This window comes from Croceibacterium atlanticum (genome assembly GCF_001008165.2).
In the GTDB taxonomy this organism is placed as follows: Bacteria; Pseudomonadota; Alphaproteobacteria; order Sphingomonadales; family Sphingomonadaceae; genus Croceibacterium_C; species Croceibacterium_C atlanticum.
Genome location: NZ_CP011452.2, coordinates 3281408 through 3303540, shown reverse-complemented (window position 1 = coordinate 3303540; position 22133 = coordinate 3281408). Strand labels below are relative to the sequence as shown.

The 22133-nt window shown below is 63.0% G+C and carries 26 protein-coding genes; 17 read left to right on the top strand and 9 right to left on the bottom strand.

Annotated features, from left to right (window positions below):
- Window positions 1-2: 2 nt before the first annotated feature.
- The 8 genes from WYH_RS15645 to WYH_RS15610 form a co-directional block, all read right to left on the bottom strand.
- The gene (locus WYH_RS15645) at window positions 3-722 is read right to left on the bottom strand and encodes a sigma-70 family RNA polymerase sigma factor (RefSeq protein WP_046904572.1); all 720 of its coding nucleotides are present in this window, start codon (window positions 720-722) and stop codon (window positions 3-5) included.
- On the bottom strand, window positions 719-2851 hold the full coding sequence (locus WYH_RS15640) for a flagellar biosynthesis protein FlhA (RefSeq protein ID WP_046904571.1): 2133 nt from the start codon (window positions 2849-2851) through the stop codon (window positions 719-721). Before WYH_RS15640 ends, WYH_RS15645 begins: the two co-directional genes overlap by 4 nt.
- On the bottom strand, window positions 2848-3687 hold the full coding sequence (locus tag WYH_RS15635; protein WP_046904570.1) for a hypothetical protein: 840 nt from the start codon (window positions 3685-3687) through the stop codon (window positions 2848-2850). Before WYH_RS15635 ends, WYH_RS15640 begins: the two co-directional genes overlap by 4 nt.
- Window positions 3688-3750: 63 nt before the next feature.
- On the bottom strand, window positions 3751-4086 hold the full coding sequence (locus WYH_RS15630; protein ID WP_046904569.1) for a hypothetical protein: 336 nt from the start codon (window positions 4084-4086) through the stop codon (window positions 3751-3753).
- Complete coding sequence (locus WYH_RS15625; protein ID WP_053833635.1) at window positions 4083-4379, bottom strand: flagellar biosynthesis anti-sigma factor FlgM; 297 nt, start codon at window positions 4377-4379, stop codon at window positions 4083-4085. Before WYH_RS15625 ends, WYH_RS15630 begins: the two co-directional genes overlap by 4 nt.
- Window positions 4380-4463: 84 nt before the next feature.
- Complete coding sequence (locus WYH_RS15620) at window positions 4464-4979, bottom strand: flagella basal body P-ring formation protein FlgA (RefSeq protein WP_046904568.1); 516 nt, start codon at window positions 4977-4979, stop codon at window positions 4464-4466.
- Window positions 4940-5467 (bottom strand): hypothetical protein, encoded by a 528-nt coding sequence (locus WYH_RS15615; protein WP_053833634.1) that lies wholly within the window; start codon window positions 5465-5467, stop codon window positions 4940-4942. Before WYH_RS15615 ends, WYH_RS15620 begins: the two co-directional genes overlap by 40 nt.
- Window positions 5464-6153: a MotA/TolQ/ExbB proton channel family protein gene (locus tag WYH_RS15610; protein WP_046904567.1), complete on the bottom strand. Its 690-nt coding sequence runs from the start codon at window positions 6151-6153 to the stop codon at window positions 5464-5466. The genes WYH_RS15615 and WYH_RS15610 overlap by 4 nt, the downstream gene beginning before the upstream one ends.
- A gap of 190 nt (window positions 6154-6343) precedes the next feature.
- On the opposite strand from WYH_RS15610, the gene flgB reads away from it, so the two are divergent.
- From flgB to WYH_RS15535, 15 genes are all read left to right on the top strand, one after another.
- Window positions 6344-6691: a flagellar basal body rod protein FlgB gene (flgB, locus tag WYH_RS15605; RefSeq protein ID WP_046904566.1), complete on the top strand. Its 348-nt coding sequence runs from the start codon at window positions 6344-6346 to the stop codon at window positions 6689-6691.
- Window positions 6688-7098, top strand: a complete 411-nt coding sequence (flgC, locus tag WYH_RS15600) for a flagellar basal body rod protein FlgC (RefSeq protein WP_046904565.1) — start codon at window positions 6688-6690, stop codon at window positions 7096-7098. Before flgB ends, flgC begins: the two co-directional genes overlap by 4 nt.
- A complete protein-coding gene (locus WYH_RS15595; RefSeq protein WP_046904564.1) occupies window positions 7095-7391 on the top strand; it encodes a flagellar hook assembly protein FlgD in 297 nt (98 codons plus the stop codon). The genes flgC and WYH_RS15595 overlap by 4 nt, the downstream gene beginning before the upstream one ends.
- Before the next feature lie 15 nt (window positions 7392-7406).
- Window positions 7407-8219, top strand: coding sequence for a flagellar hook-basal body protein (locus WYH_RS15590; protein ID WP_046904563.1), 813 nt, complete (start codon window positions 7407-7409; stop codon window positions 8217-8219).
- A 6-nt stretch (window positions 8220-8225) separates the two neighbouring features.
- On the top strand, window positions 8226-8966 hold the full coding sequence (locus WYH_RS15585) for a flagellar basal body rod protein FlgF (RefSeq protein ID WP_046904562.1): 741 nt from the start codon (window positions 8226-8228) through the stop codon (window positions 8964-8966).
- 16 nt (window positions 8967-8982) lie between these two features.
- Entirely contained in the window at window positions 8983-9771 is a 789-nt protein-coding gene (flgG, locus tag WYH_RS15580) for a flagellar basal-body rod protein FlgG (RefSeq protein WP_046904561.1), read from the top strand.
- Window positions 9768-10478 carry a flagellar basal body L-ring protein FlgH gene (locus WYH_RS15575; protein WP_244877938.1) on the top strand — a complete coding sequence of 237 codons (711 nt, stop codon included), beginning with the start codon at window positions 9768-9770 and terminating at the stop codon, window positions 10476-10478. Before flgG ends, WYH_RS15575 begins: the two co-directional genes overlap by 4 nt.
- An 8-nt stretch (window positions 10479-10486) precedes the next feature.
- The gene (locus tag WYH_RS15570) at window positions 10487-11584 is read left to right on the top strand and encodes a flagellar basal body P-ring protein FlgI (RefSeq protein WP_046904560.1); all 1098 of its coding nucleotides are present in this window, start codon (window positions 10487-10489) and stop codon (window positions 11582-11584) included.
- Window positions 11581-11886, top strand: a complete 306-nt coding sequence (locus WYH_RS15565; RefSeq protein WP_046904559.1) for a rod-binding protein — start codon at window positions 11581-11583, stop codon at window positions 11884-11886. The genes WYH_RS15570 and WYH_RS15565 overlap by 4 nt, the downstream gene beginning before the upstream one ends.
- 3 nt (window positions 11887-11889) lie before the next feature.
- A complete protein-coding gene (gene flgK, locus WYH_RS15560) occupies window positions 11890-13227 on the top strand; it encodes a flagellar hook-associated protein FlgK (RefSeq protein ID WP_046904558.1) in 1338 nt (445 codons plus the stop codon).
- 7 nt (window positions 13228-13234) lie between these two features.
- Complete coding sequence (locus tag WYH_RS15555; protein WP_046905267.1) at window positions 13235-14143, top strand: flagellin N-terminal helical domain-containing protein; 909 nt, start codon at window positions 13235-13237, stop codon at window positions 14141-14143.
- Between the two features lie 33 nt (window positions 14144-14176).
- Window positions 14177-15040: a flagellar motor stator protein MotA gene (gene motA, locus WYH_RS15550; RefSeq protein ID WP_046904557.1), complete on the top strand. Its 864-nt coding sequence runs from the start codon at window positions 14177-14179 to the stop codon at window positions 15038-15040.
- Window position 15041: 1 nt separating this feature from the next.
- Entirely contained in the window at window positions 15042-15872 is an 831-nt protein-coding gene (locus WYH_RS15545; RefSeq protein ID WP_046904556.1) for a flagellar motor protein MotB, read from the top strand.
- A 142-nt stretch (window positions 15873-16014) separates the two neighbouring features.
- On the top strand, window positions 16015-18444 hold the full coding sequence (locus WYH_RS15540) for an HAD family hydrolase (RefSeq protein ID WP_053833704.1): 2430 nt from the start codon (window positions 16015-16017) through the stop codon (window positions 18442-18444).
- On the top strand, window positions 18444-19271 hold the full coding sequence (locus tag WYH_RS15535; RefSeq protein ID WP_046904554.1) for a class I SAM-dependent methyltransferase: 828 nt from the start codon (window positions 18444-18446) through the stop codon (window positions 19269-19271). Before WYH_RS15540 ends, WYH_RS15535 begins: the two co-directional genes overlap by 1 nt.
- Window positions 19272-19416: 145 nt before the next feature.
- Here the strand turns inward: WYH_RS15535 and WYH_RS15530 are convergent, their stop codons facing one another.
- Window positions 19417-20241 (bottom strand): flagellin N-terminal helical domain-containing protein, encoded by an 825-nt coding sequence (locus WYH_RS15530; protein ID WP_046904553.1) that lies wholly within the window; start codon window positions 20239-20241, stop codon window positions 19417-19419.
- Between the two features lie 259 nt (window positions 20242-20500).
- Between WYH_RS15530 and WYH_RS15525 the strand changes: the two genes are divergently transcribed.
- A complete protein-coding gene (locus WYH_RS15525; protein WP_046904552.1) occupies window positions 20501-21766 on the top strand; it encodes a sigma-54 interaction domain-containing protein in 1266 nt (421 codons plus the stop codon).
- Window positions 21763-22131: a flagellar hook-basal body complex protein FliE gene (gene fliE / locus WYH_RS15520; RefSeq protein ID WP_046904551.1), complete on the top strand. Its 369-nt coding sequence runs from the start codon at window positions 21763-21765 to the stop codon at window positions 22129-22131. The genes WYH_RS15525 and fliE overlap by 4 nt, the downstream gene beginning before the upstream one ends.
- Window positions 22132-22133 lie beyond the last annotated feature (2 nt).

Sequence of the window (22133 nt, the reverse complement as noted above, 5' to 3'; positions counted from 1 at the left end):
GCCTACATACCGTCCATCTGCGAGCGTATCTGCTTGAGCGCCGATGCCTTCAACTGGTGCACGCGGGGCACGCTGACATCCAGAATGCTGGCAATCTCCGACAGGTTAAGCTCTTCCACGAAATAGAGCTGGATAACCATCTGCAACCGTTCCGGCAGCGCGGAGATCGCTTCGATCAGCTGGCTGCGATCTTCCTGCTGGAGCAGGATTTCTTCCGCGTCCGGCATATCGCTGGCAAAGGATCCATCACTGTCCGAATAGCAATCGTCGATCGAGGTGAGCGAGACTTGCGCACTTCCCGCACGCAGGCGCGAGGTTTCTTCCACGCTCAGCCCCAGGGCCTGAGCCAGTTCGGCCATATGCGGTTCGCGGCCCAATTGCGCACGCAGGGCCTGTTCGGCCTTTTCCAGGCGCAGCCGTCGCTCGCGCGTGCCGCGCGCTTCGGTGGAGGAACTGCGCAGCAAATCCACCATGGCGCCGCGCACGCGCAATTTGGCATAAGCTGCAAAGCCGTCCTCACCCGGCCCTTCATGCCTCTGCGCGCATTCCGTCAGCGCAATCAGCCCGGCCTGCATCAGATCCTCGGCATCGAGTTCCGGTCCGGCGCTTCCCGCCAGATGCCAGGCATATTTGCGCACCATGGGAAGGAAGCGCGCAACACGCTCCCCGATAGGATCGCGATAGACTCGTTCGGCCTGCAGGCCGGCATGGTTGTGGATCATGCGGGGACTGCCTCCATGTCATGCATATGCGGCGTTTCCTGACTGTGCGAATTCGGTGCCGGCAGCCCCTGCTGCTGACTTTCGCCGCCAATCACCGAAATGACTTCTATCGGCTGACTGGTCGGAAGTTCGTTGATGGACAGAACCGCGCAGCTTGGCGCGCGCAGTTTGAGCAGGGATGCCAGCGGGCGCCGGGCGCGCGGCTGGACGATCAGCGCGGCCGCCGTGCCAGCGGGCAGGCTGTTGACGATCTGCGATACACGCTCCCCGATGGAACGGGCGAGATCGGGTTCGATCACCATCTGCCCGGTCGTCGGATCCTGCATCCCGCCGACCACCATCTCTTCCAGTTCTGCGGCGAGAGTGATGACCGGCAGTTTCTCGTCCGGGCCGCAAATGCTGCCCACCAGCATCGGGCCAAGATCGGCGCGCATCATGTCGACCAGCGTGTTGTGATCCGTGGTCTGCTGTGCCGCCTGCGACAGGCTGGAAAGCACCGGAATCGGATGGGCCAGCGAAATGCCATCCGCCAGCAGGGCCCGCAGGAGACGCGTGACCTGTGCCAGGGAAAGCGGCTGCGGCGTGATGGTTTCCACCAGCTGGCCGTGGCGCTGCTTCACCGTGTCGAGCAGTTCGCGGACCTGGTCCGGCCCCAGCAATTCCTGCGGGCGCGAGGATAGCAGCTGGTTCACATGGGTGGCGACAACGCTTTCCGCATCCACCACCAGATAGCCTTCCGCCACGGCCAGATCGCGCTGGCCGGGTTCGATCCACAAAGCCGGGCAGCCAAAGCTGGGATCCTGGGTCGGATCGCCCTGCAACAACGATTCCTGCCCTACCTGCCCGGTATCGATGGCAAGGACCCTGTCGGCGCGCAATTGCGCGGTGCCCAACGGCGCACCGCCCAATGTCACGCGGTAACGATCGGGGGCGAGTTCGAAACTGTCCTTGATGCGAAATTGCGGGATGATGAAACCGAAGGACTGGCACATCTGCCGCCTCAATCCGGTCAGGCGCGATACCAGCGGCGCCCCGCGCCTCTCATCCGCCAGATGGACCAGGCCATAGCCCAGTTCCACCGTGACCAGTGCCTGTTCGGAAATATCGTCCATGCTGATCCGCGACGGATCGGGTTCCGGTTCCGGAATGATTGCCGCGAAGGCCGCCTGTTCCTTGCGCTTCTTCAGATAGTGCCACAATGCGAAAGCACCGGCTGAAAGCGGCAGGAAGATGGTTTGCGGCATGGCCGGGATCATGCCCATCGCGCCCAGCACGAAGCCCACGGGCAGCCAGATGCGCGGATCGGAAAGCTGCCCCCCAATCTGGCCCGTCAGGTCGCGTGTATCCGCTACACGGGTAACGATGGCGGCAGCGGCAATCGACAGCAGCAGGGCCGGGATCGAGGCGACCAGCGCATCGCCCACGGCCAGTGTGACATAGCGTTCGCCCGCTTCCCCGGCGGTAAGGCCATGGCTGATCATGCCCAGAACAAGCCCGGCAATGATATTCACCGCCAGGATCAGCACTGCGGCAATCGCATCGCCCTTCACGAATTTGCTGGCACCATCCATGGAGCCGTAGAAATCCGCTTCGGTGGCGATTTCGCGGCGGCGTGCCTTGGCCTCTTCCGCGGTCAGCAGGCCGGCTGCCAGATCGGCGTCGATCGCCATCTGCTTGCCGGGCAAGGCGTCGAGCGTGAAGCGCGCCGACACTTCCGAAACGCGGCCGGCGCCCTTCGTCACCACCACCAGGTTTATGATCATCAGGATCAGGAAGACGAAGATGCCGACAGCAAAATTGCCGCCGATCAGGAATTCGCCAAAGCTCTGGATCACCTTGCCCGCGGCGGCTTCCCCTTCATGCCCGTTGAGGAGCACCACGCGGGTCGACGCCACGTTGAGAGCCAGCCGCAACAGGGTCGCGAACAGCAGAACAGAAGGAAAGGAGGAAAAGTCGAGCGGCTTTTGGGAATTCACCGCAGCCATCAGCACCGCCACGGACAGCGCGATGTTCAGCACGAAGAATATGTCCAGCGCCATAGCCGGGATCGGCACCACCATCAGGACGATGACGGCCAATATGCCGAAAGGCAGCGCCAGTGCTGGCGAAATGAGGGATCGCAGGTTCACAGTCCGAAAGCCTTGAATTTGGCGTAGGCGGCATTCACCCGCTGGCCGGCCGCGTCAGCGGAAGATCCAGCGGTGCCGAAGGTGGCGCGCAATGTTTCGGCCATGGATGGCCGCGCGGGCGCAGGGTTCATGGGTGGCGGCGCAGGCGCGGCGGGCGCGCCGCCCTGCGATGCCGACAGGGATTGAGAATAAGCCGCCGCCATCGGGAAACTTCCCTGATTGGCATCCATTGCCCCGTCGACCTTGGCGCGGACCAGATCCATCACCTGCCCCACGGTGCGCGGCATGTTGCCATCATAGAAAATGGGCCGGTTGGCTGCCGCCGCCTTGGGAAACAGGGCCGGCGCCGATTTGGACGGTGTCGCCTGCAACACGCCCAGGAAATCCCGCGCGCCCTTCGCGCCTAGGAAATGGGCGAGATAGAGTTCGGAAGAATCAGGCGAACGGCCGAGAAACCCCTCCAGCTCCGCGCTGTTATCGCGCGCGAGTTCCGCAGCCATCAATGCGGAGGCGTTGGGGTCGTAACGCAGGGCCATGACTTCGGCCCGCATGGACGGATCGGCAATCACTGCCCGCCCGCCCTTGCGGCTGATCGCATTGTCCGCCCAGCCAAGGCCGTGCGCGGCGCCATGCTTGTCCAGCGTATCCAGCCAGGTTCCGTTGACGAATTGATAGAGGCCGGCGGCGGATGACGTGCCTGCCCGGGCTGAAGGATCGAAACCCGATTCCAGCTTGGCCTGCGCCAGCAGGTAATCGAAATTCACGCCCGTTGCGGCGGAAGCGCGCGCAATGGCGGCGTGTACTTCGCCTTGCCGGACAGGATTGATTGAGGGCACGTTCTTCCCCGGGGTTGATCAATATCCTCCCGGGGTTCTGCAACAAGCGTGCCAGTTTGCTGTTTAGCGCGGCATCTCCGCAATCACGGAGGGACGCTGGCCCGAATAGACGTTGACCGCGCCGGTCAACGAATGGAGCCGCGCCTGCAGATTATTGGCTATGAGGTTGCGAAGCTTGCGGTTTACCTCGTTGAGGCGTTTCACCGCGTCCAGCAGGCCGGTGCATTCCTCGTCCAGATCCGCCTTGTTGCAGCGTTCCATCACGGCGCAAAGTTCCAGCTTGCCATCGGCGCAGCTGACGATGCGATCCATGTCCAGGGCGGCAAGCGCCTGCCGCTCCCCTTCCAGGAGGGCAAGCATTTGCCGCAGATGGTCGCGAAGGGATGCGGGCTGGTTCACGACTTGGTCCTCAACAGATAACCGGCAGCAATCATGGCGTCACCGATGCGGGTCGGGACCAGCGGATAACGCCCTTCTTCCACCGCCTTGCGGATTTCCGCGACCCGATCGACATCGATCGGGGCTTCGGCTCCTGCCGATGCGGTCTTTTTCAGGCCGGTGGTCACGGCGGCGCCGGTCCTGCCCCCTTCACTGGCGGCAGGACGGACTGCTTCCGCGCGTGACACGGGGGACGATGCGCCGTTTTTCAGGCGCTGAGTCACATTCAGACTTGCCGCGTCAACCGGGTTCATCGTTCCGCTCCGTAAAGCAATTCGATAACCAGAACGGCCGCGGGGGAGCATATTTAAGGGGCACCCCCGACAAAATTTTGCCGGTTACGGCAAATCCATGCCGACCATGCCGGGCCGGACCACGCGGGCGCGAACGGGATCGGTACGTTTGCCCGCCGGTCGCACGCGGATCCATTCGCCCACGGCGCCGGATTCCATCGCCTCTCCCTGGCGGGACAGGACAAAACCACTGCCGCGCACGGCGATGGTCACGGATTCCCCGCGGGAGACGACCGGCTGGGCCGGTGCGGCGGCGGCCATCTGCTGCTTCGGCTCTGCCACCAGCGGCACGAAAATCCGCCAGCCGCCCGGTTCCGGGCAGCGGACAAGCACGGTTTCCCGGTTCCTGCCATACCATTCAAGGTCATGCGGCTGCGGGCAGTTGGACAGTTTCAGCCGCCGGTCGACCGGCAGGCGCGCGCCGCCCGGTTCGCCCTGGCGGGCGCCAGTGAACTGCGCAACTTCGAGATCGATTGTGGCAGGATCGGCAAAACCGGCGGCGATTGCACCAGAGGCAGCAGTCAGCGCAGCGGCGCCCGCTGCGAGCTGGATGATACGCATGGTCTATCCCCTTGCATGGTGGCACCATCGCCACCTTTGCCCGGAACTGTGCAATCTTCATGCCAGCCGGCCTGCGTATCGTCATAGGCCAGCACCGCCAGCAGTTCCGCCTGTTCCCCCGGTTCCAGGAGAATGCGCGTGCGCCCGGCCCTTTCGCCGGCCTCCTCGGCCAGGGCCAGCGCTGCGCCTGCCGCTTCGACCGAGGCGCCATTGGGATAGCGGGCCATGATCGTCAGGCGCTGGCGCGGATCGGCCTGCATCTGTTCAAGCCAGTCGGCGATCGGCAGGGCATCGGGCCCCGCGCGGTAAATGCCGATCGGCTCGCCCTCTGCCGGCAGCGGATTGGCCAGCACTGTCTCCTGCGGCGCGGCCTGCCCTTCATCCTCCCCGTCGCCGTCCCCGATGGCGGAAACCGAGATCATGAACAGGATCAGCGCGAGATCCGCGATCACGGTCTGCCAGCTTGCCCCCGCCCCGCGGGAGATCACGCCGCATTCCTTCGCCGACCGTCAGGCGCGGCCCGTTTCCGCACTTCTTCGCGCAGGGCACGCGGGCCGCTGGCGTCTTTCACTGCCTGCGCCAGCCAGTCGAGCAATTCCTTGCGGGCGCATTCTTCCACGCTGGAACGGCGCTTCACCGCGGCCGCCAGGGGGGAAAAGAGGAAGTTGGCGATAACCAGGCCATAGAGCGTTGTGGTGATCGCCATGCCGATAGCGGCTGCATAATTACCGCCTTCGGCCACATCGGAAGAAAGGCTTCCCAGGGAGATCAGCGTTCCAGCCAGCCCCAGCACGGGTGCAAGCTCGGCCGCGGCCGCCAGAACGCCTGCCCCGGTTTCCGCAAGAGCAAGCCTCTTCTGCCGGTAACGTTCATGTTCATCGTAAAGCGCCTGGACCGATCGCCGCCCGATCAGCGTTCCCGAAAGTCCATCGAACTCGTCATCGCCCGATCCCCGCAGTTCGGCCCGCAGAAGCCCGTCTTCCTGTATGGCCCTGACCTGCCCCGCGAGCTCCGCCTTCACGCTCGCCGCGTTGAACGGGCGCGCCGGCAGCTGTGCGAGAGAACGCAGCATATCGCGCATATCGCGCCAGCCGCAGCGCAGCACAGTCGCCGCGATCGTGCCCCCCAGCACGATCGCGATGGCCGGCAGATCGATCAATTGCGTGACGGTCATTGGGTCTCCTTGACCATCAGAACGGCAGGAATTCGCCGTTTTTAATCTGAATGGCCAAAACTTGCCGCCGGACGGCAATGCTTTGCCGCTTCCTCGGCTTGTCGACTTGAAACCCCAGCAATTCCGCCAGTTTCGCCAGTTTGGCACACCAATTGCTTAATTGGGTGCGAGTTATTGTGTGGAGTGTGTGATGAGCGAAGGACTTTTCGGCGTCCACGGTGCCGCGCTGGAGATCAGATCGCAGCGCCTTGGCCTGCTGGGCTCCAATATCGCCAATGCCGCGACGCCGGGATACAAGGCGCGCGACATCGATTTCGATGCCGCGCTCGAAGCGCGTCTGGGTGGTGCGAGCGGGGACGAGGCCATCGGCACCGCCACACGCTATCGCGTTCCGGTCATGCCCAGTCTCGATGGCAACACGGTCGAAATGGCGACCGAACAGACCGCCTTCGCGGAAAACGCCGTCGCCTACACGGCCACGCTCTCCTTCCTTCAGGGCCGGATCGAAACCGTGACCCGCGCGATCAGGGGCGAATGACGATGTCCGACCAGATGACCATGTTCCAGCTGGGGCAGCGCGCCATGTCCGCGCAGCTCGTGCGGATGAATGCGGCCGCTTCCAACCTGGCCAATGTCGGCAGCGTATCCGCCAGCGAAGGCGAAGCATACCGCCCCGTTCGCGCGGTGTTTTCCGAAGAACTGGATCAGGCAACCGGCCTCAGTTCCGTCCGCGTCGACCGCGTGATGGCGTCCGAGGCCGCACCGATCAAGCAGCACGATCCCGACCACCCGCTCGCTGACGAGAACGGCGATATCTGGGTCTCCCCGGTCGATGAGAATGAAGAGATGGTCGAGATGCTCGAAGCGTCCCGCCAGTACCGCAACATGGTCGATGCACTGTCGACCGCCAAGCAGCTGATGCTCGAAACAATGAGGATGAAATGACGGCTATCGCCTCCACCAGCGCGGCGAACACCGCCGCGTCCTCCACCACCGGGAAAGGCTTCGCCTCGCTCGGCTCCGAAGACTTCCTCGAACTGCTCGTCGTCCAGATGCAGCAGCAGGACCCGTTCAACCCGGTCGATAATACCGACATGCTGGCGCAGATGGCGCAGTTCTCCTCCCTGTCGGCCACGACCGACAGTTCCGAGTTGCTGCAGGAAATCTCCGACAAGCTGGACCTGCTGGTCTCCGCCCAGGCCCATGGCGCAGCCAATACCGAAACTACCGAGAACTGATCAGGAGTTACACCGATGTCCTTCTATGTGTCGCTGAACGGATTGAAGAATTCCCAGACCGATCTGGGCGTGATCGCCAACAATATCGCAAATGCCGAAACCAACGGCTTCAAGAAGAGCCGCACGGATTTCGGCGATGTCGTGGCCGCCACCGCGCTGACCAATCCGCGCATGATCCAGGGCGTGGGCTCCACCGTGGAATCCATCACCCAGGTCTTTGAACTCGGCCCGATCGAACAGACCGGCTCCGCGCTCGACCTCGCGATCACGGGCCCCGGCTTCTTCACCACGGTCAACATGGAAACCGGCAAGACCTATTATACGCGCAACGGTTCCTTCACGACCGACCAGGTCGGCAATATCCAGGACGGTTCGGGCAATGTGCTGCAGACCTATCCGGTGGACGCCAACGGCACGCCGACTTCGAACACCCCGCAAGACACCCAGATCCCGGCAACCAATGCATCCGGATCGGAATTCGCCAGCGTCTCGATCAGCACTGACGGCCTCGTTACCGCATCCTATGCCGATGGTTCCACCCTGCCCCTGGGCAGTGTCGCCCTCGCCTCTTTCCTCACGCCGGAAGGCCTGAAGAAGGTTGGCTCTTCCAACTGGGAAGTCAGCGGCATTTCCGGCGCCGCCAATTATGGATCTCCGGGCTATGGCCAGTACGGCACGCTGCTGTCCGGTTCGCTGGAACGGTCCAATGTCGACATTGCCGAAGAACTGGTCGGCCTGATCACGGCCCAGCGCAATTTCCAGGCCAATGCCAAGGCGATCGACACTGCGACCCAGATTTCGCAGACGATCATCAACCTGCGGACCTGATAGAAGATGGACCGGCTGATCTATACCGCTTTATCGGGGATGCAGTCCTCGATGCAGCAGCAGCGGGTGATCGCCAGCAATATGGCGAATGCCCAGACTCTCGGCTTCAAGGCCGAGCTGCTGGACCAGCGGCCGATGACCGTGAAAGGCGACAGCCTGGAAGTGCGGGCGATGCAGCACGCCGAAGTGCGCGGCGCCCGCATGGATACCGGGGACGTGATCGAAACCGGACAGCCGCTGGATATCGCCATCAACGGACAGGCTATGCTGGCCGTGCAGGCGGACGACGGGTCGGAGGCATATACGCGCCGCGGCGACCTGTCGATTTCGCCCACCGGCCTGCTGGTCACCGGAGAGGGTCAGCCCGTCATGGGCGATGCCGGTCCCATCACCATCCCGCTGGGCGGCAAGGCCAGCATCGCGCCGGACGGCACGGTTTCCGTGACCGATCCCGCCGCGCCCAACGCCCCTGCCCAGGATGTCGGCCGGATCAAGCTGGCCGGCTGGCAGGGCAGCCCGGTTCTGAAAGGGCTGGACGGCCTGTTCCGTGTCGAGGGCGGCGGCGTTCTGCCGCGCGACGAAGAAGCGAGCGTCACCACCGGATCGCTCGAACAATCGAATGTGAAACCAACCGAGGTGCTGGTCGAAATGATCGACGCGCAGCGCCTCTTTGCCATGCGCAGCAAGCTCATCGCGACCGCCAGTGAAGTGGACGAAAGCGGTTCGCAGCTGATGCGAATGACCTGACGAAAGGATTGAACCCATGCCTGTTTCAGCACTCCAGGTCGCCCGCACGGGGTTGGAAGCACAGGATGCGCGGATGCGCGTCGTGGCCAACAACCTGGCCAATGTCGGCACCACCGCCTTCAAGCGCGATCGCGCCAATTTCGCGACACTCGCCTATCAGGATGCCCGGATTGCCGGCCAGCGCAGTTCCGGTGAAACCGCTTATGCAACCGGCCTCAATCTCGGCACCGGTGTCGCCATTCAGTCGACCAGCCAGATCGTGACGCAGGGTGCGCTCAACACAACGGGCAATGCGCTAGATCTCGCGCTCGATGGCGATGGCTATTTCCAGGTGGAACTGCCCGGCGGCCAGCTTGGCTATACCCGCGCCGGCAATTTCACCGTTTCGGCCGAAGGGCAGGTGGTGACGCAGCAGGGCTATGTCGTGCAGCCCGCGATCACCATCCCCGAAGGCGCCAGCGCCATTTCCGTTTCCCCGGACGGCATCGTTTCGGCCCAGCTTCCGGGAGAGAGCGAATCCGCCGAACTGGGCCAGCTGCAAATCGCGAGCTTTTCCAACCCGGCCGGCCTGCGCGCCATTGGTGACAACTTCCTGGTCGAAACCGGCGCCAGCGGCGTCGCCCAGCTCGGTCCGGGCGGAGAAAACGGCCGCGGCGGCATCCGCCAGGGCATGCTCGAAGCCTCCAACGTCAATATCGTGGAGGAGCTGGTCGACATGATCGAATGCCAGCGCGCCTACGAGATCAATTCCAAGATGGTCTCTTCCGTCGACGAAATGCTGCGCAACGCCAACCAGACGCTGTGATCGGCCGCGATATCGTGACCGGCGAAGCGACAAGGACCAATATGATGACCGTCAAATTCACCCGCATTGCCGCCCTGCTGGGAGCGACCACGCTGCTCGGCGCCTGCGGTGCGGAACGGCCCGCAGGCTTTACCGCGTCGCTGCCCCCTGCCCCGGTGGCGGCACCTGCCCCCGGCAATGGCGCCATCTTCCAGGCGGCAGGCGGTTACGCGCCTTATTATGCCGGCGCCCGCGCCCATCAGGTGGGCGATCTGGTGACCGTGGCGCTGATTGAACGCACCACGACATCCAAATCCGCCAGTTCCAGCAATTCGCGCGACGGCGGCTTTGCGCTGACTCCGCCGACCACCGGCCCGCTGTCTTTCGATCCCAGCAAGCTTAATTCTTCGGCATCTTCGTCGTTCAATGGAGGAGGCGACGCGGCGCAATCCAGTTCGCTGGCCGGCACTATCACCGTGACCATCGCGGAAGTGCGGCCCAACGGGACCGCGCTGATCAGAGGCGAAAAAGTCATGAATTTCAGCCAGGGCGATGAATGGATCCAGCTTTCGGGCATCATCCGTCTCGCCGATATCGGGCCGGATAACATGATCGCTTCGCAGCGGATCGCGGACGCCCAGCTTCGCTATGCCGGCAAGGGCGCCGTCCAGCAATCCAGCCGTCAGGGCTGGCTGCTGAACTTCTTCAACAAGATCAGCCCGTTCTGAGGTCGGCCATGATACGCAAGCTGCTCATCGCACTCGCCGGCGTTATCGCCGCCATTGCCAGCCCCGCCGCGGCCGAGCGCGTGCGCGATCTCGGCACGTTCCAGGCGGTCCGTTCCAACCAGTTGACGGGCTATGGCATCGTGGTCGGACTGGACGGATCGGGCGACGACAATTTCGCTTATGCCACGCAGGCCATGCGCGGCGTTTCCAGCCGGTTCGGCCTGCAATTGCCGCCGGGCGTGAATCCCGCGCTCAAGAATGCGGCGGCCGTGCTGATCACTGCCGATTTGCCCGCTTTCGCCAAGCCGGGCCAGCGGATCGACGTGACCGTTTCCGCCATCGGCAAGGCCAAGAGCCTGCGCGGCGGCGCGCTGGTCCTGACCCCGCTCTATGGCGCGGACGGCCAGATCTACGCCATGGCGCAGGGCAATCTTGCCGTGGGCGGGCTTGGCGTTTCGGGGCAGGACGGATCCAAGCTGACCGTCAATGTGCCGACAGTGGGCCGCATCCCCGAAGGCGCCAGCGTGGAACGCGGCGTTGCCACCGGCTTTGAACAGACCCCGGTGCTGCGCTGGAACCTTTATCAAGCGGATTTCCTCACCGCCTCGCGCGTGCGCGATGCGATCAACAACATATATCCGGGCATGGCCCTGGTGGAAGACGGGGTGACGCTGGCGCTCAACCTGCCGGCGGGTGCCGATATCCGTGCCAGCATCATGTCGCAGATCGAGATGATCGATGTCGATCCCGCAGAGGCTGCCGCCCGCGTCGTGGTCAACAGCCGCACGGGCACGGTGGTCATCTCCAGCGCGGTGCGCCTCGCCCCGGCAGCCATCAGCCATGGCAGCCTGGTCGTCCGCATCGACGAGGATCCGACCGTGGTCCAGCCCGAACCCTTCAGCCGCGGCCAGACTGCGCTGGAGGATGACAGCCAGATCGATGTCGAACAGCGCGGCGGCCATGTCGCCATGTTCGATCCGGGCGCCTCGCTGGCCGAAGTGGTGGATGCGCTGAACCTGCTCGGGGCAACCCCCGCAGACCTGGTGGCGATCCTGGAGGCACTGAAGCAGGCCGGTTCGCTCAAGGCGGAGATGGTGGTGATATGACCCAGCCGATTGCCCTTGCCAGTCACAATGCCTCTTCGGCGTTCCAGTCCACCCAGCCCGGCGATCGCGAGAAGCTGGGCGAGGTGGCGGAACAGTTCGAGGCGATTTTCCTGCGCCAGATGCTTGCCGCGGCCCGCAAGGCCGATTTTGGCGGAAACGAGCTTTTCGGCGGACAGGGGGAGCAGACCTTCCGCGAAATGCAGGATGCGCAATTTGCCGATATCGCTTCGCAGACCGGCATGATCGGCTTCGCCGCCTCCATCGAGGCGCAATTGTCCCAATATATCCAGCCGGAGGACTAGGCGATGGCATCGGACCTCCTGCAGATTGCGGCCAGCGGCGCCCGCGCGGCGCGCGGCGCACTGGACGTGACAGCGCAGAACATCGCCAATGCGTCCAGCGATGGCTATGTCCGCCGTTCGGTCACGATCGAGGAAGTCACTGCCTCGGGCGGGATGCGCCGCGTCCACGATATTTCGCTGTCAGGCTCGCGCGTTACCGGCATCAATCGCAATGCGGACATGTTCCGTCAGTCGGAAGTCCGCCGCACGGTCAGCGACCTCGCCCGGTCTGACGCGGAGCTGACGGCGCTGCAGAACCTGGAGGCTTCGGTCGACCAGGTCGGCATCTATCAGGCCATCGTCGAATTCGAAGGATCGCTGCAGGAACTCTCCGTCGATCCGGTCGATCCGTCGCTCCGGGCATCAGTCATCGCCGCGCTGGATTCACTGGCCAACAAGTTCGAGATCGCCGACAGTTCGATCACCTCGGCCATGTCCGGGATGCAATTCAACGCCCAGGCCGGTGTCGATCAGGCCAATGTCATCACCACCGAACTGGCGCGGGTGAACTTGCAGCTGAGCCGCGCCGGCGATGGCAGCAGCGACCAGGCATCCCTGCTGGACCGGCGCGACAGCCTGCTGGAACAGCTCAGCGGCATAACCAATATCAATACCACTTTCGGCACCAATGGCACGGTCACCGTGCAGGCGGCTGGGGCATCCGGCCCGACGCTGGTATCCGCCGGAAACGCCGCTTCTATAGCCATGGCTACGGCGGCCGACGGCACGATTTCCTTTACCGCTGGCGGCACCGCCTTCACGCCTTCCGGCGGATCGCTGGCGGGTAACGCGCTCGGCCTGGCAGAAGCCACCGACCTGCGCAGCCGGCTCGACACTGTGGCGGATTCGGTCATCAGCGCGGTCAATAATTCGCAGGCCAGCGGCGTCGCCCTGGACGGTTCGGCAGGCCAGCCCCTGCTGACCGGCAGCGGCGCCGGCGGGATCCAGCTGGCCTTCAGCAATCCCGACGGGCTGGCCACCGCACCGGCCGGCGCAGGCGCGAACAGCCGCGATGCTTCCAATCTCGACGCGCTGCGCTCGGCGCTGAACAACAGCGAAGCGGCGGATGACATGAACGCCCTGCTGTTCGAGATTTCCAGTAAGGTTTCCAGCCGCGAACTGACCAATGAAGCGCTGGAAACCATTGCTTCCTCGGCCCGGATCTCGCTGCAGGAACAGGCCGGCGTCGATCTCGACAAGGAAGCCGCCAACCTGATCCGTTACCAGCAGGCGTTCCAGGCTTCGGGCCGCGCCATGCAGGTGGCCAAGGAATTGTTCGACACCCTCGTCGCCATTGGATGATGCCACGATGATCAATCTCAGCACTTCGGCATATTTCGAACGCGCCACACGCCAGATGGGCGATCTGCGTTCGCGCGCCAACAAGATGCAGGAACAGATCAGCACCGGCGATCGGCTTACGCGGTCTTCGGACGATCCGGTCGCGGCAGCGCGCCTGCGCACTTTGTCGCGCACGCAGACCTTGTCCGATATCGACAAGACCAATTCCGACCGCGCCGCCGCCGATCTCAAACTGGCCGACAGCGCCCTGTCTTCCGTGGCGGAGATCATCACCCGCGCCAAGGAACTGACCATCCAGGCTGCCAATGGCATCTATGGCGAGACCGAGCGGGCGACGATCGGCATGGAACTGGAAAATCTCCAGAAAAGCCTGCTGCTGGTGATGAACGGCGAAAACAGCGCGGGCCATGCCCTGTTCGGCGGGCAGACAAGCGGCGATTCCTACGAATTGCAGGGCGGCAGCTATGCCTATGTCGGCACGGCGCAGACCACGCCGCTCGATCTGGGCGAAGGGCAGGACGTGATACCGGGCGTAACCGGGCCGGAAGTGCTGGAATTCGAAGTGAATGGCAGCACGACCGACCTGTTCGCCGTGCTCGGCAATCTTGCCGCCGTGCTGCAGGACAGCAGCCAGGACGGCACATCCGCAGCCAATGCCGCGCTCGACAGTCTGGATGCCGGTTTGCAGAAAGTAACCACGGCCCAGACCGTGATCGGCGCGCGGATGAACTGGGTCGATCTGATGGATACGCGCCGGATCGAAGCGTCCGAACTCAATGCGGATGAGAAGGCAACGGTCGGCGGGGCGGATATCGCCGAAACCACGGCCCGGCTCCAGGAAATGCTGACCGTGCTGGAAGCCAGCCAGGCCAGCTTCGTCCGGCTCGCCAATCTCTCGCTCTTCAACATGATCTGACCTGCGCAAGCGGAACCTGAAGGACTAAAATAAATGTATGCTGCAATCGGGATCGTCATTCTGCTGGTCATGGTTTTCGGCGGCTTTGCCATTACTGGCGGCGCGCTCGAACCTGTCATGCATGCGATCCCGCATGAAATGCTCATCATTGGCGGCGCCGCGCTGGGCGCGACCGTTGCCGGCAATTCGCTGCATGAACTGAAGGCGATCGGCGGCGGGCTGGCCAAGGTCTTCAAGGGCCCGCGCCACACCAAGCAGGATCACATGGATGCAATCGCGCTGACGACGAAGCTGATGAAACTGCTGCGCAGCGAAGGCCCGGTCGCGCTGGAAAGCCATGTGCAGGAACCGGAAAATTCCCCGCTTTTCGCCGAATATCCAAGGGTTCTGGCCAACAAGCCGCTGGTGGCGCTGATCTGCGACACGCTGACGCTGATCGTCGTTTCTTCCGGCACGCTGGAAACGCATGCCGTGGAAGAGGTGATGGACAATGCGATGAAGACGCATTTCCACGAATTGCACGAGCCGCAGCACGCCTTGCAGTCCCTTGCAGACGCCCTCCCCGCACTGGGAATCGTCGCCGCCGTGCTCGGCGTGGTCAAGACCATGGGTTCCATCGACGAACCGCCTTCCGTGCTGGGCGGCATGATCGGTTCGGCGCTGGTCGGCACCTTTCTCGGCGTGCTTCTGGCCTATGGCATTGTCGGCCCGCTGGCATCGCGCCTGAAGCAGGTGCTCGAAGCCGATGAACAGATCTTCCACGCGGTAAAGCAGGTGATCATCGCATCGCTGAACGGCTATCCGCAGCCGCTGGTGGTGGAAAGCGCGCGTTCGGGCCTCGGCCACGCCTTCCGCCCGGGCCTGTCGGAACTGCTAGACAGCCTGCGGAGCCGCTGAGATGGCATCGCAACGCGGAAAGAACGAACCGCCGCCGCCCATCATCGTCAAGAAGGTCACCGTCGTCGAAGGCGGTGGTCATCATGGCGGTGCCTGGAAGGTCGCCTATGCCGACTTCGTGACGGCCATGATGGCCTTCTTCCTGCTGCTCTGGCTGCTCGGCGCCACGACGGAGGACCAGCGCAAGGGCCTGGCCGACTATTTCACGCCCACCCTGGTCAAGACGCGCCAGGAAAGCGCCGGCGCCAATGGCCTGCTTGGCGGTTCATCGATCACCGATGTCGACAATTATCCCAATCGCGCCGGCCAGACCGGCACGAAATCGCTTACGATTCCCCGCGGGGCGACCGGCGGCCCCAAGGAAGGCGCCGACGCGGTCAGCCGGATGCGCCGCCGGGTCGAGCAGGAACTTAATGAAAGCAAGCGCATGCGCCGCCTGGTCCAGCAGGTGCGCATGGTCGACACGACCGAAGGCGTTCGCATCGACCTGGTGGACGATGCCGATTTCTCCATGTTCTCTCTCGGCACCACGGTGCTGACGCAGGATGCCTCGCAATTGCTGAAGGTGATTTCCCGGGCCGTAGCCGAAGAACAGGGCAAGCTGACCGTTCGTGGCCATACCGATGCCCTGCCCTGGAAGAGCGGGATCAAGGCCAATAACTGGTCGCTTTCCGCCGGACGCGCCGAAGCAACGAGACAGGCCTTGATGCGCAGCGGCATTGGCGAAAGCCGCTTCCTGCGGATCGAAGGTGTTGCGGACCGCGAATTGCTGATCAAGGACAACCCCCAGGATCCACGCAACCGACGGATTTCGATCCTGCTGAGCCATTAGCCCTTAAGGAACGCGCCAATCCGGTGTTAAGGTCGGTTACCGCCTGTTAACCATGGCTGTTTAAGCCCTCTGTTCAGACAGGGGGGCGATACCGGCATGGCGCCGGCAACAGGCTATGCTCCCGAAGCGACAGGAGCTCGCCTTGACCGTTTCCCTTTCGCCGCATCAGTTCGACCAGTTGCTTGGCAGCCATCCCGGCATCCAGTGCCTCTCGCTCGACTGTTTCGACACTTTGCTGTGGCGCGACACCCACAGCCCGCGCGATATCTTTCACGGCCTGCCGGGGATCAGCATCATCCAGCGCAGCAGCGCGGAATCGCGCGCCCGGCGCGCGGCACAACTGAACGGCCGCGGCAGTGAAGTGACGATTGCCGATATCTATGATCAACTCCTGCCAAATGCGGATCGGCAGGAGCGCGAAGCCGCCATCGAAGAGGAAATAGCGGCAGAAGCACGCCATTGCTTCGGCTTTGCGCCGGTGGTGCAATTGATGGTCGCGGCAAAGCAGCGCGGCCTGAAAATCGCCGTGGTCAGCGACACCTATCTCGATTCAGATCAGTTGCTCAGCCTGATCGCGAAGGCGGCGGGGCAGGACGTGGCCGATCTGATAGATCACGTCTTCTGTTCATGCGCATTCGGCAAGTCCAAGTCCGGCGGCGTTTATCACGATGTGCTGCGCAAGCTGAAATTGCCGGGCAATGCGATCCTGCATGTGGGCGACAATCGCAGCGCCGATATCGACGGGGTCAAACCCTTTGGCGTGAACACCGCCCATCTGGCCCAGTTCGCGAATTCGACCGAACAGAGATTGCGCCTGGAAGCGGCGATCGACCGCATGATCCATCCGCACAGGGCGGAGAAAGTGGCGGCTACCCTGCCCCATCGCGCGGCCCTTTCCATTGCCGAACCCCTGGCCGAAAGCCCGGCGGAACGGCTGGGCATGACCCTGCTCGGCCCGGTATTTTGCGGTTTCGAACGGTGGCTGAAGTCCGAGGCGAAAGCGCTGGAAAGCGCCAATGGCGGCAATGTGCACTGGTGTTTCCTGATGCGCGACGGCCATCTGCCGATGATGGTGCATTCCCTGTTCGGGAAAGACGAAAATGCCCATGCGCTGGAAATCAGCCGTTATACCGCCGTCGCTGCGTCGCTGACGACGGAAAAGGCCCTGCAGCGTTTCATCGAACAGAACGCCAATCTCGATCCCTTTATTCTCGCCCGGCAATTGCTGATCGACGAGGAACAGATCCGCACGATTTGCGCCGATCTTCCCCCGGCGCAGGCCAGCCAGGCCCTGCTGCGCGAATTGCGCACCGGGCAGCGCAAGAAATCCATCATTCGCGCATCGCGCGAAATGGCGGAGCGGTTGATTGCCCATATCGCCAATTCAGTGCGGCCAAAGACTGGCGACACGCTGATGCTTGTCGATCTGGGCTATAACGGCACGGTCCAGAACCGTATCGATGGATTGCTGGCCGAAAGACTTAGCGTGAAAATCGCGGGGCGTTTCCTGTTGCTGCGCGAAAATGACCGTCCGGGCCTCGACAAGAAGGGCTTTATCGGCGCCGATCATTACGACGCATTCACGCTGGAATCGCTCTGCGCCAATGTCGCCGTGCTGGAGCAGCTATCCACCCGCGCCACCGGATCGACCATCGATTATGAAGAGGATGGCACGCCGGTCCGGCAAGGCAACGAAATCAAGGAAACACAAAGCGCCACGCGTGACGCGATCCAGGCAGGCTGCCTGAAGTTCCAGGCTTTTGAAGAGACAGCGACCATCCGCAACTCGGCGGAACTGGATCTGGAAAACTGGCGCCGCGGCGCGGCCAATGTGCTGGCCCGGATGATGTTCCTGCCCACGGCCGAGGAATTGAATGTGATAGAACAATTCGAACATGACGTGAATCTTGGCACGGCGCGTACCACGGGCCTGTTCGACAAGACGATCGCCCATCGCGGCCTGCGCAAGCGCGGGCTGTTCTACATGAACGGATCGGAACGGATGTATCTTCCGGCCGAAATCCAGGGTCAGGGCATGGCGACACGTCTCAGCCTGCTGACACAGCGCCGTTTCGGCCTGCCGCTTACCTTCGGCGACATGGCCGATGCCACGATCGAACTTCCGGTAATTTTTGCCGACAGCAAGGAGGCCGTGCCGCAACTGGTCACCGCCACCAACACGCATGACGGCTTCTTCATGGCGGCGATCCCGGTCGGCGCGAGCCAGTATTCCGTGGCACTGCAATTCGGCGCCCTATTCGAATATTTTGAGCTGGACAGCCTCAGCTTCCACCCGGTCGAGGAATTCCTTTCGCTGACACCGGATGATCCGCGCAATGAACAACCGGCGGAACCTGTGCTGGACGGTATCGAAAAAGCCGCCGGCCGGCTCATGCATTGCCAAAACGAGGCCGGATTCATGATGGTTTCCCCCCCTCATAATCCGGACGGGCAGCAATTGCTGCTGGCCTGCGTGTTCCGGCCGACCGTGATCCGCAAAGCTGCGACAAGCCCTGCAAACACCGCCGATGTCGAATCCGGACAGCCCCTTGCCGCCACGGAGATCAATTGATGGCCGATCTGCTTATTCATTCCATGGCCGAATTTGCGCCGCTTATCCGGCCCTGCCTCGATCGGGCCGGCGTCAAGGATATCGTGGAAATCGGCGCCGAATTCGGCGGCATGTCCACCCTTCTGGCGGAACATTGCGCATCGGCCGGCGGCACGCTGACCAGCATTGACCCGGAACCCAAGGCGGAGTTCCTGGAATGGGCCGCGTCCAGCGACAATGTCCGTCATTTCGCCCAGCCCAGCCTGGAAGCGCTGCCGCGCCTGTCCGCAGCTGATGCCTGGGTGATCGACGGCGATCACAATTATTACACGGTCTTCAACGAACTGTGCCAGATCGACGCCATCTGCCAGCGGGACGGCAAACCGTTGCTGGCCTTTCTGCACGATATCAGCTGGCCGTGCGCCCGGCGCGATTTCTACTATGCGCCGGAGCGGATCCCGGAACAGCATCGCCATGCCTATAGTTACGATGTCGGCGTGACGATCGACAGCGGCGATCCCCGCCCCAATCGCGGGATGCGCGGCATGGGTCATTTTGCCTGGGCGCTGGAAGAAGGTGGCCCGCGCAATGGCGTGCTGACCGCGGTGGAAGACTTTCTGGCCCAGGCCGATAGCGACGATCGCCCCCTGGTCTTCGCCCATATCCCGGCCGTGTTCGGCCTCGGGGTTGTTTTTGACGGCAGCGCCGAATGGGCGGAGGATGTGGCCGGGCAATTACTCCCCTATCACCAGAACGAATTGCTGGCGAAGCTGGAGCTTAACCGGCTGACCAATTACCTTGCCGTTATCGAATGGCAGGACCGCGAAGCGGAACGCATCGCGGGCTGAACAAGCCCCGGCAAACGCCGGGCGCCCCTGTCTCTTCGGCCGCCGGCACCCACGGGATCAAACCTTCCGACACGCATACAAAAAAGGCCCCGCGCTCCAGGAGCGCGGGGCTTTGAGATTTTGAAGAGATTGTGGGTCTGTTTTATTAGCGCAGCAGGGAGAGAACGTTCTGCTGGCTCTGGTTTGCCTGCGAAAGCATTGCGGTCGAAGCCTGGCTGAGGATCTGCGCCTTGGCGAGAGCCGTGGTTTCCACCGAGTAATCCGCATCTTCGATCCGCGAACGGGCGTCCGACAGATTGGTGATGTTGTTGGTCAGGCTGGTCACCGCCGATTCAAGGCGGCTCTGAGCGGCACCCAGCGTGGCGCGGGTGGTGCTGATCTTTTCGATGCCCGTGTCAACGGTGGCCAGAACCGCGTTCGTGGCGGAGGTCAGATCGACACTGGTGACAGCCGTCACGGCAGCATCGGCCGCCAGATTGCCGAAGGTGAGCGAGACAGTGTCCGAAGCGTTGGCGCCGGACTGGATCGTCACCGTGCCGCCGCTGCCGGCGGTGCCGTCGAACAGCTTGACGCCGTTGAATTCGGTGTTGGACAGGATGTTGGTGATTTCCGAAGTCAGCTGCGTCACTTCCGACTGCAGGTTCGTCTTGTCGCCTGCGTCATAGGTGCCGCTGGTGGCCTGCACGGCCAGTTCGCGGATACGCTGCATCATGTTGGTGACTTCGTTCAGCGCGCCTTCGGCCGTCTGGGCCATGGAAATGCCGTCATTCGCGTTGCGAACACCCTGGCTCATACCGCGGATCTGCGAAGTCATGGTGTTGACGATCGCCAGACCGGCGGCGTCATCCTTCGCGCTGTTGATGCGCTTGCCCGTGGAGAGACGTTCCATCGCCGTGCCCAGGTTCTTGTTCGCAAGGGCGGAAGCGTTCGACGCCCGCATCGCGCTGGTATTGGTGTTGATGACAGACATTGTAAAACTCCCTGATAGTCCTTCGATCGCTGCCGGGCATTGATCCGTTGCGATCGGGCAGCTGGAACCTAGACCGGCAGTTCCGGCGAAAGTTTAAGCGGGAATTTTCGGACCCTGATGTGCGATTGATGCGGGCCTACGTAGTTATACGTGTTTTCCCTTAAGGGGCCCCTCAATCTCTAAAATTAACCTTCTTTTGTCCGTCCCGCGCGCATCAGGGTTCACGAAGAGATTGAGTTAACACGCCGGGGGGCGCTTCATGGGTTCGGTAGAAATTTCTGGCACGTTCGATCGCGCGCATGCTGCGCTTGCGGGAAAATTGGCGGGGGTTGCCCCGTCGCTTTTTCCGGATCGCCATGTCCTGCTGACGGATGGCCAGGAAAATGGCCAGGGCAGCCACGCAAACCGGATTGCGGTGACACGCGGCGATACGGCGGCTTTCGAACGCAGCGGCAATAACGGCGCGCTGACCTATTCCGATCCGGCCAGCGAAGCGAGTTTCGCGGCCCTGATCGCCATGCTGTGCGGACGCCGAGCCCCGGTCGCGGCCGATCCGGCATCGCTTTCGGTCCTGGCCCTGGCCGACCGGATCGCCACGGCGGAGATCCCGGTCCTGATCAACGGCCCGACCGGCACCGGCAAGGAAGTGCTGGCCAGCTTCATCCACAATCGCAGCCCGCGCGCCCATAAACCCTTTGTGGCCGTAAACTGCGCCGCAATCCCCGAAACCATGCTGGAAGCAATGCTGTTCGGCCACCAGAAGGGTGCCTTCACCGGCGCCAATTCGGCGGGCGAAGGCTTCTTCCGTGCGGCCGATGGCGGCACTCTGCTGCTTGACGAAATCGCCGAGATGCCTCTGGCGCTTCAGGCCAAGCTGCTCCGCGCCTTGCAGGAAGGCGAAGTCGTGCCGATCGGTTCGACCACGCCGATCAAGGTCGATGTGCGCATCATCGCCTGCGCCAACCGCGATCTGCCGCTTGAAGTGGAAGAAGGCCGGTTCCGTGCCGACCTTTTCTATCGCCTCAATGTTTTCCCGATGTCGCTGGCCGCCCTGCGCGAACGCCCGGCCGATATCGCCCCGCTCGCCTTCATGATGGTGATGCGCCACACGCCGGAAGGCCAGCCCAAGCCGTGGATCAGCGATGAAGCGCTGGAAATGCTCAAGGCACATGGCTGGGCCGGCAATGTCCGCGAACTGGAAAATGTCATGCGCCGCGCCCTGGTGCTGGCCATGGGCCAACCCGTGATCGAAGCTGAACACATCATTTTCGATCAGCCCGCGCGACTGGTGGAAAGGCCGATGGCGGAAGCGCAGCCCGCTGCGCAGGAAGTGCCGGCCAAGTCGGGCCAGAAATTGTCCAAGATCGTCCAGCTTTCCGAAGCGCGCGCGATAATGGAAACGCTCGACGCCTGTGGCGGCCGCCGGAACGAAGCGGCACGCAAGCTGGGCATCAGCGAACGGACCCTGCGCTATCGCCTGGCATCCTTCCGTGAAGCCGGGCTGGCGATCGGAGGTGCACGATGAACCCGATCGGTGGAGGCGCCGGTGGCGCCGGATCTGTCCAGCAGATCATGGAGATGCGCCAGCAGCTGCTCGACAAGTCGAAGCTGCTGCAGGAATTGCACGAGGCAAAAGCGGGCGCGCCCGCCGAACCGGAAAAGAGCGCCGGAGGCGGTTTTGCGGACACGCTGAAAACCGCACTGGATGGCGTCAGCGCGAGCCAGTCCAAGGCGGGCGAGCTGACCGAAGCCTATGAACGCGGGGAAGTAACCGACATCGCCAAGGTCATGCTGGCGCGTCAGGAGGCGGGGGTTGCTTTCGAAGCGACCTTGCAGGTCAGGAACAAACTGCTCTCCGCCTATCAGGAAATCATGCGAATTGGGGTCTGATA

Coding starts and splice junctions, on each gene's coding strand:
- WYH_RS15645 (WP_046904572.1), bottom strand. CDS start 722: ATGATCCACAACCATGCCGGCCTGCAGGCCGAACGAGTCTATCGCGAT.
- WYH_RS15625 (WP_053833635.1), bottom strand. CDS start 4,379: ATGAACCCGGTTGACGCGGCAAGTCTGAATGTGACTCAGCGCCTGAAA.
- WYH_RS15620 (WP_046904568.1), bottom strand. CDS start 4,979: ATGCGTATCATCCAGCTCGCAGCGGGCGCCGCTGCGCTGACTGCTGCC.
- WYH_RS15610 (WP_046904567.1), bottom strand. CDS start 6,153: ATGACCGTCACGCAATTGATCGATCTGCCGGCCATCGCGATCGTGCTG.
- flgB (WP_046904566.1), top strand. CDS start 6,344: ATGAGCGAAGGACTTTTCGGCGTCCACGGTGCCGCGCTGGAGATCAGA.
- flgC (WP_046904565.1), top strand. CDS start 6,688: ATGACGATGTCCGACCAGATGACCATGTTCCAGCTGGGGCAGCGCGCC.
- WYH_RS15595 (WP_046904564.1), top strand. CDS start 7,095: ATGACGGCTATCGCCTCCACCAGCGCGGCGAACACCGCCGCGTCCTCC.
- WYH_RS15590 (WP_046904563.1), top strand. CDS start 7,407: ATGTCCTTCTATGTGTCGCTGAACGGATTGAAGAATTCCCAGACCGAT.
- WYH_RS15585 (WP_046904562.1), top strand. CDS start 8,226: ATGGACCGGCTGATCTATACCGCTTTATCGGGGATGCAGTCCTCGATG.
- flgG (WP_046904561.1), top strand. CDS start 8,983: ATGCCTGTTTCAGCACTCCAGGTCGCCCGCACGGGGTTGGAAGCACAG.
- WYH_RS15570 (WP_046904560.1), top strand. CDS start 10,487: ATGATACGCAAGCTGCTCATCGCACTCGCCGGCGTTATCGCCGCCATT.
- WYH_RS15565 (WP_046904559.1), top strand. CDS start 11,581: ATGACCCAGCCGATTGCCCTTGCCAGTCACAATGCCTCTTCGGCGTTC.
- flgK (WP_046904558.1), top strand. CDS start 11,890: ATGGCATCGGACCTCCTGCAGATTGCGGCCAGCGGCGCCCGCGCGGCG.
- WYH_RS15555 (WP_046905267.1), top strand. CDS start 13,235: ATGATCAATCTCAGCACTTCGGCATATTTCGAACGCGCCACACGCCAG.
- motA (WP_046904557.1), top strand. CDS start 14,177: ATGTATGCTGCAATCGGGATCGTCATTCTGCTGGTCATGGTTTTCGGC.
- WYH_RS15545 (WP_046904556.1), top strand. CDS start 15,042: ATGGCATCGCAACGCGGAAAGAACGAACCGCCGCCGCCCATCATCGTC.
- WYH_RS15535 (WP_046904554.1), top strand. CDS start 18,444: ATGGCCGATCTGCTTATTCATTCCATGGCCGAATTTGCGCCGCTTATC.
- WYH_RS15530 (WP_046904553.1), bottom strand. CDS start 20,241: ATGTCTGTCATCAACACCAATACCAGCGCGATGCGGGCGTCGAACGCT.
- WYH_RS15525 (WP_046904552.1), top strand. CDS start 20,501: ATGGGTTCGGTAGAAATTTCTGGCACGTTCGATCGCGCGCATGCTGCG.
- fliE (WP_046904551.1), top strand. CDS start 21,763: ATGAACCCGATCGGTGGAGGCGCCGGTGGCGCCGGATCTGTCCAGCAG.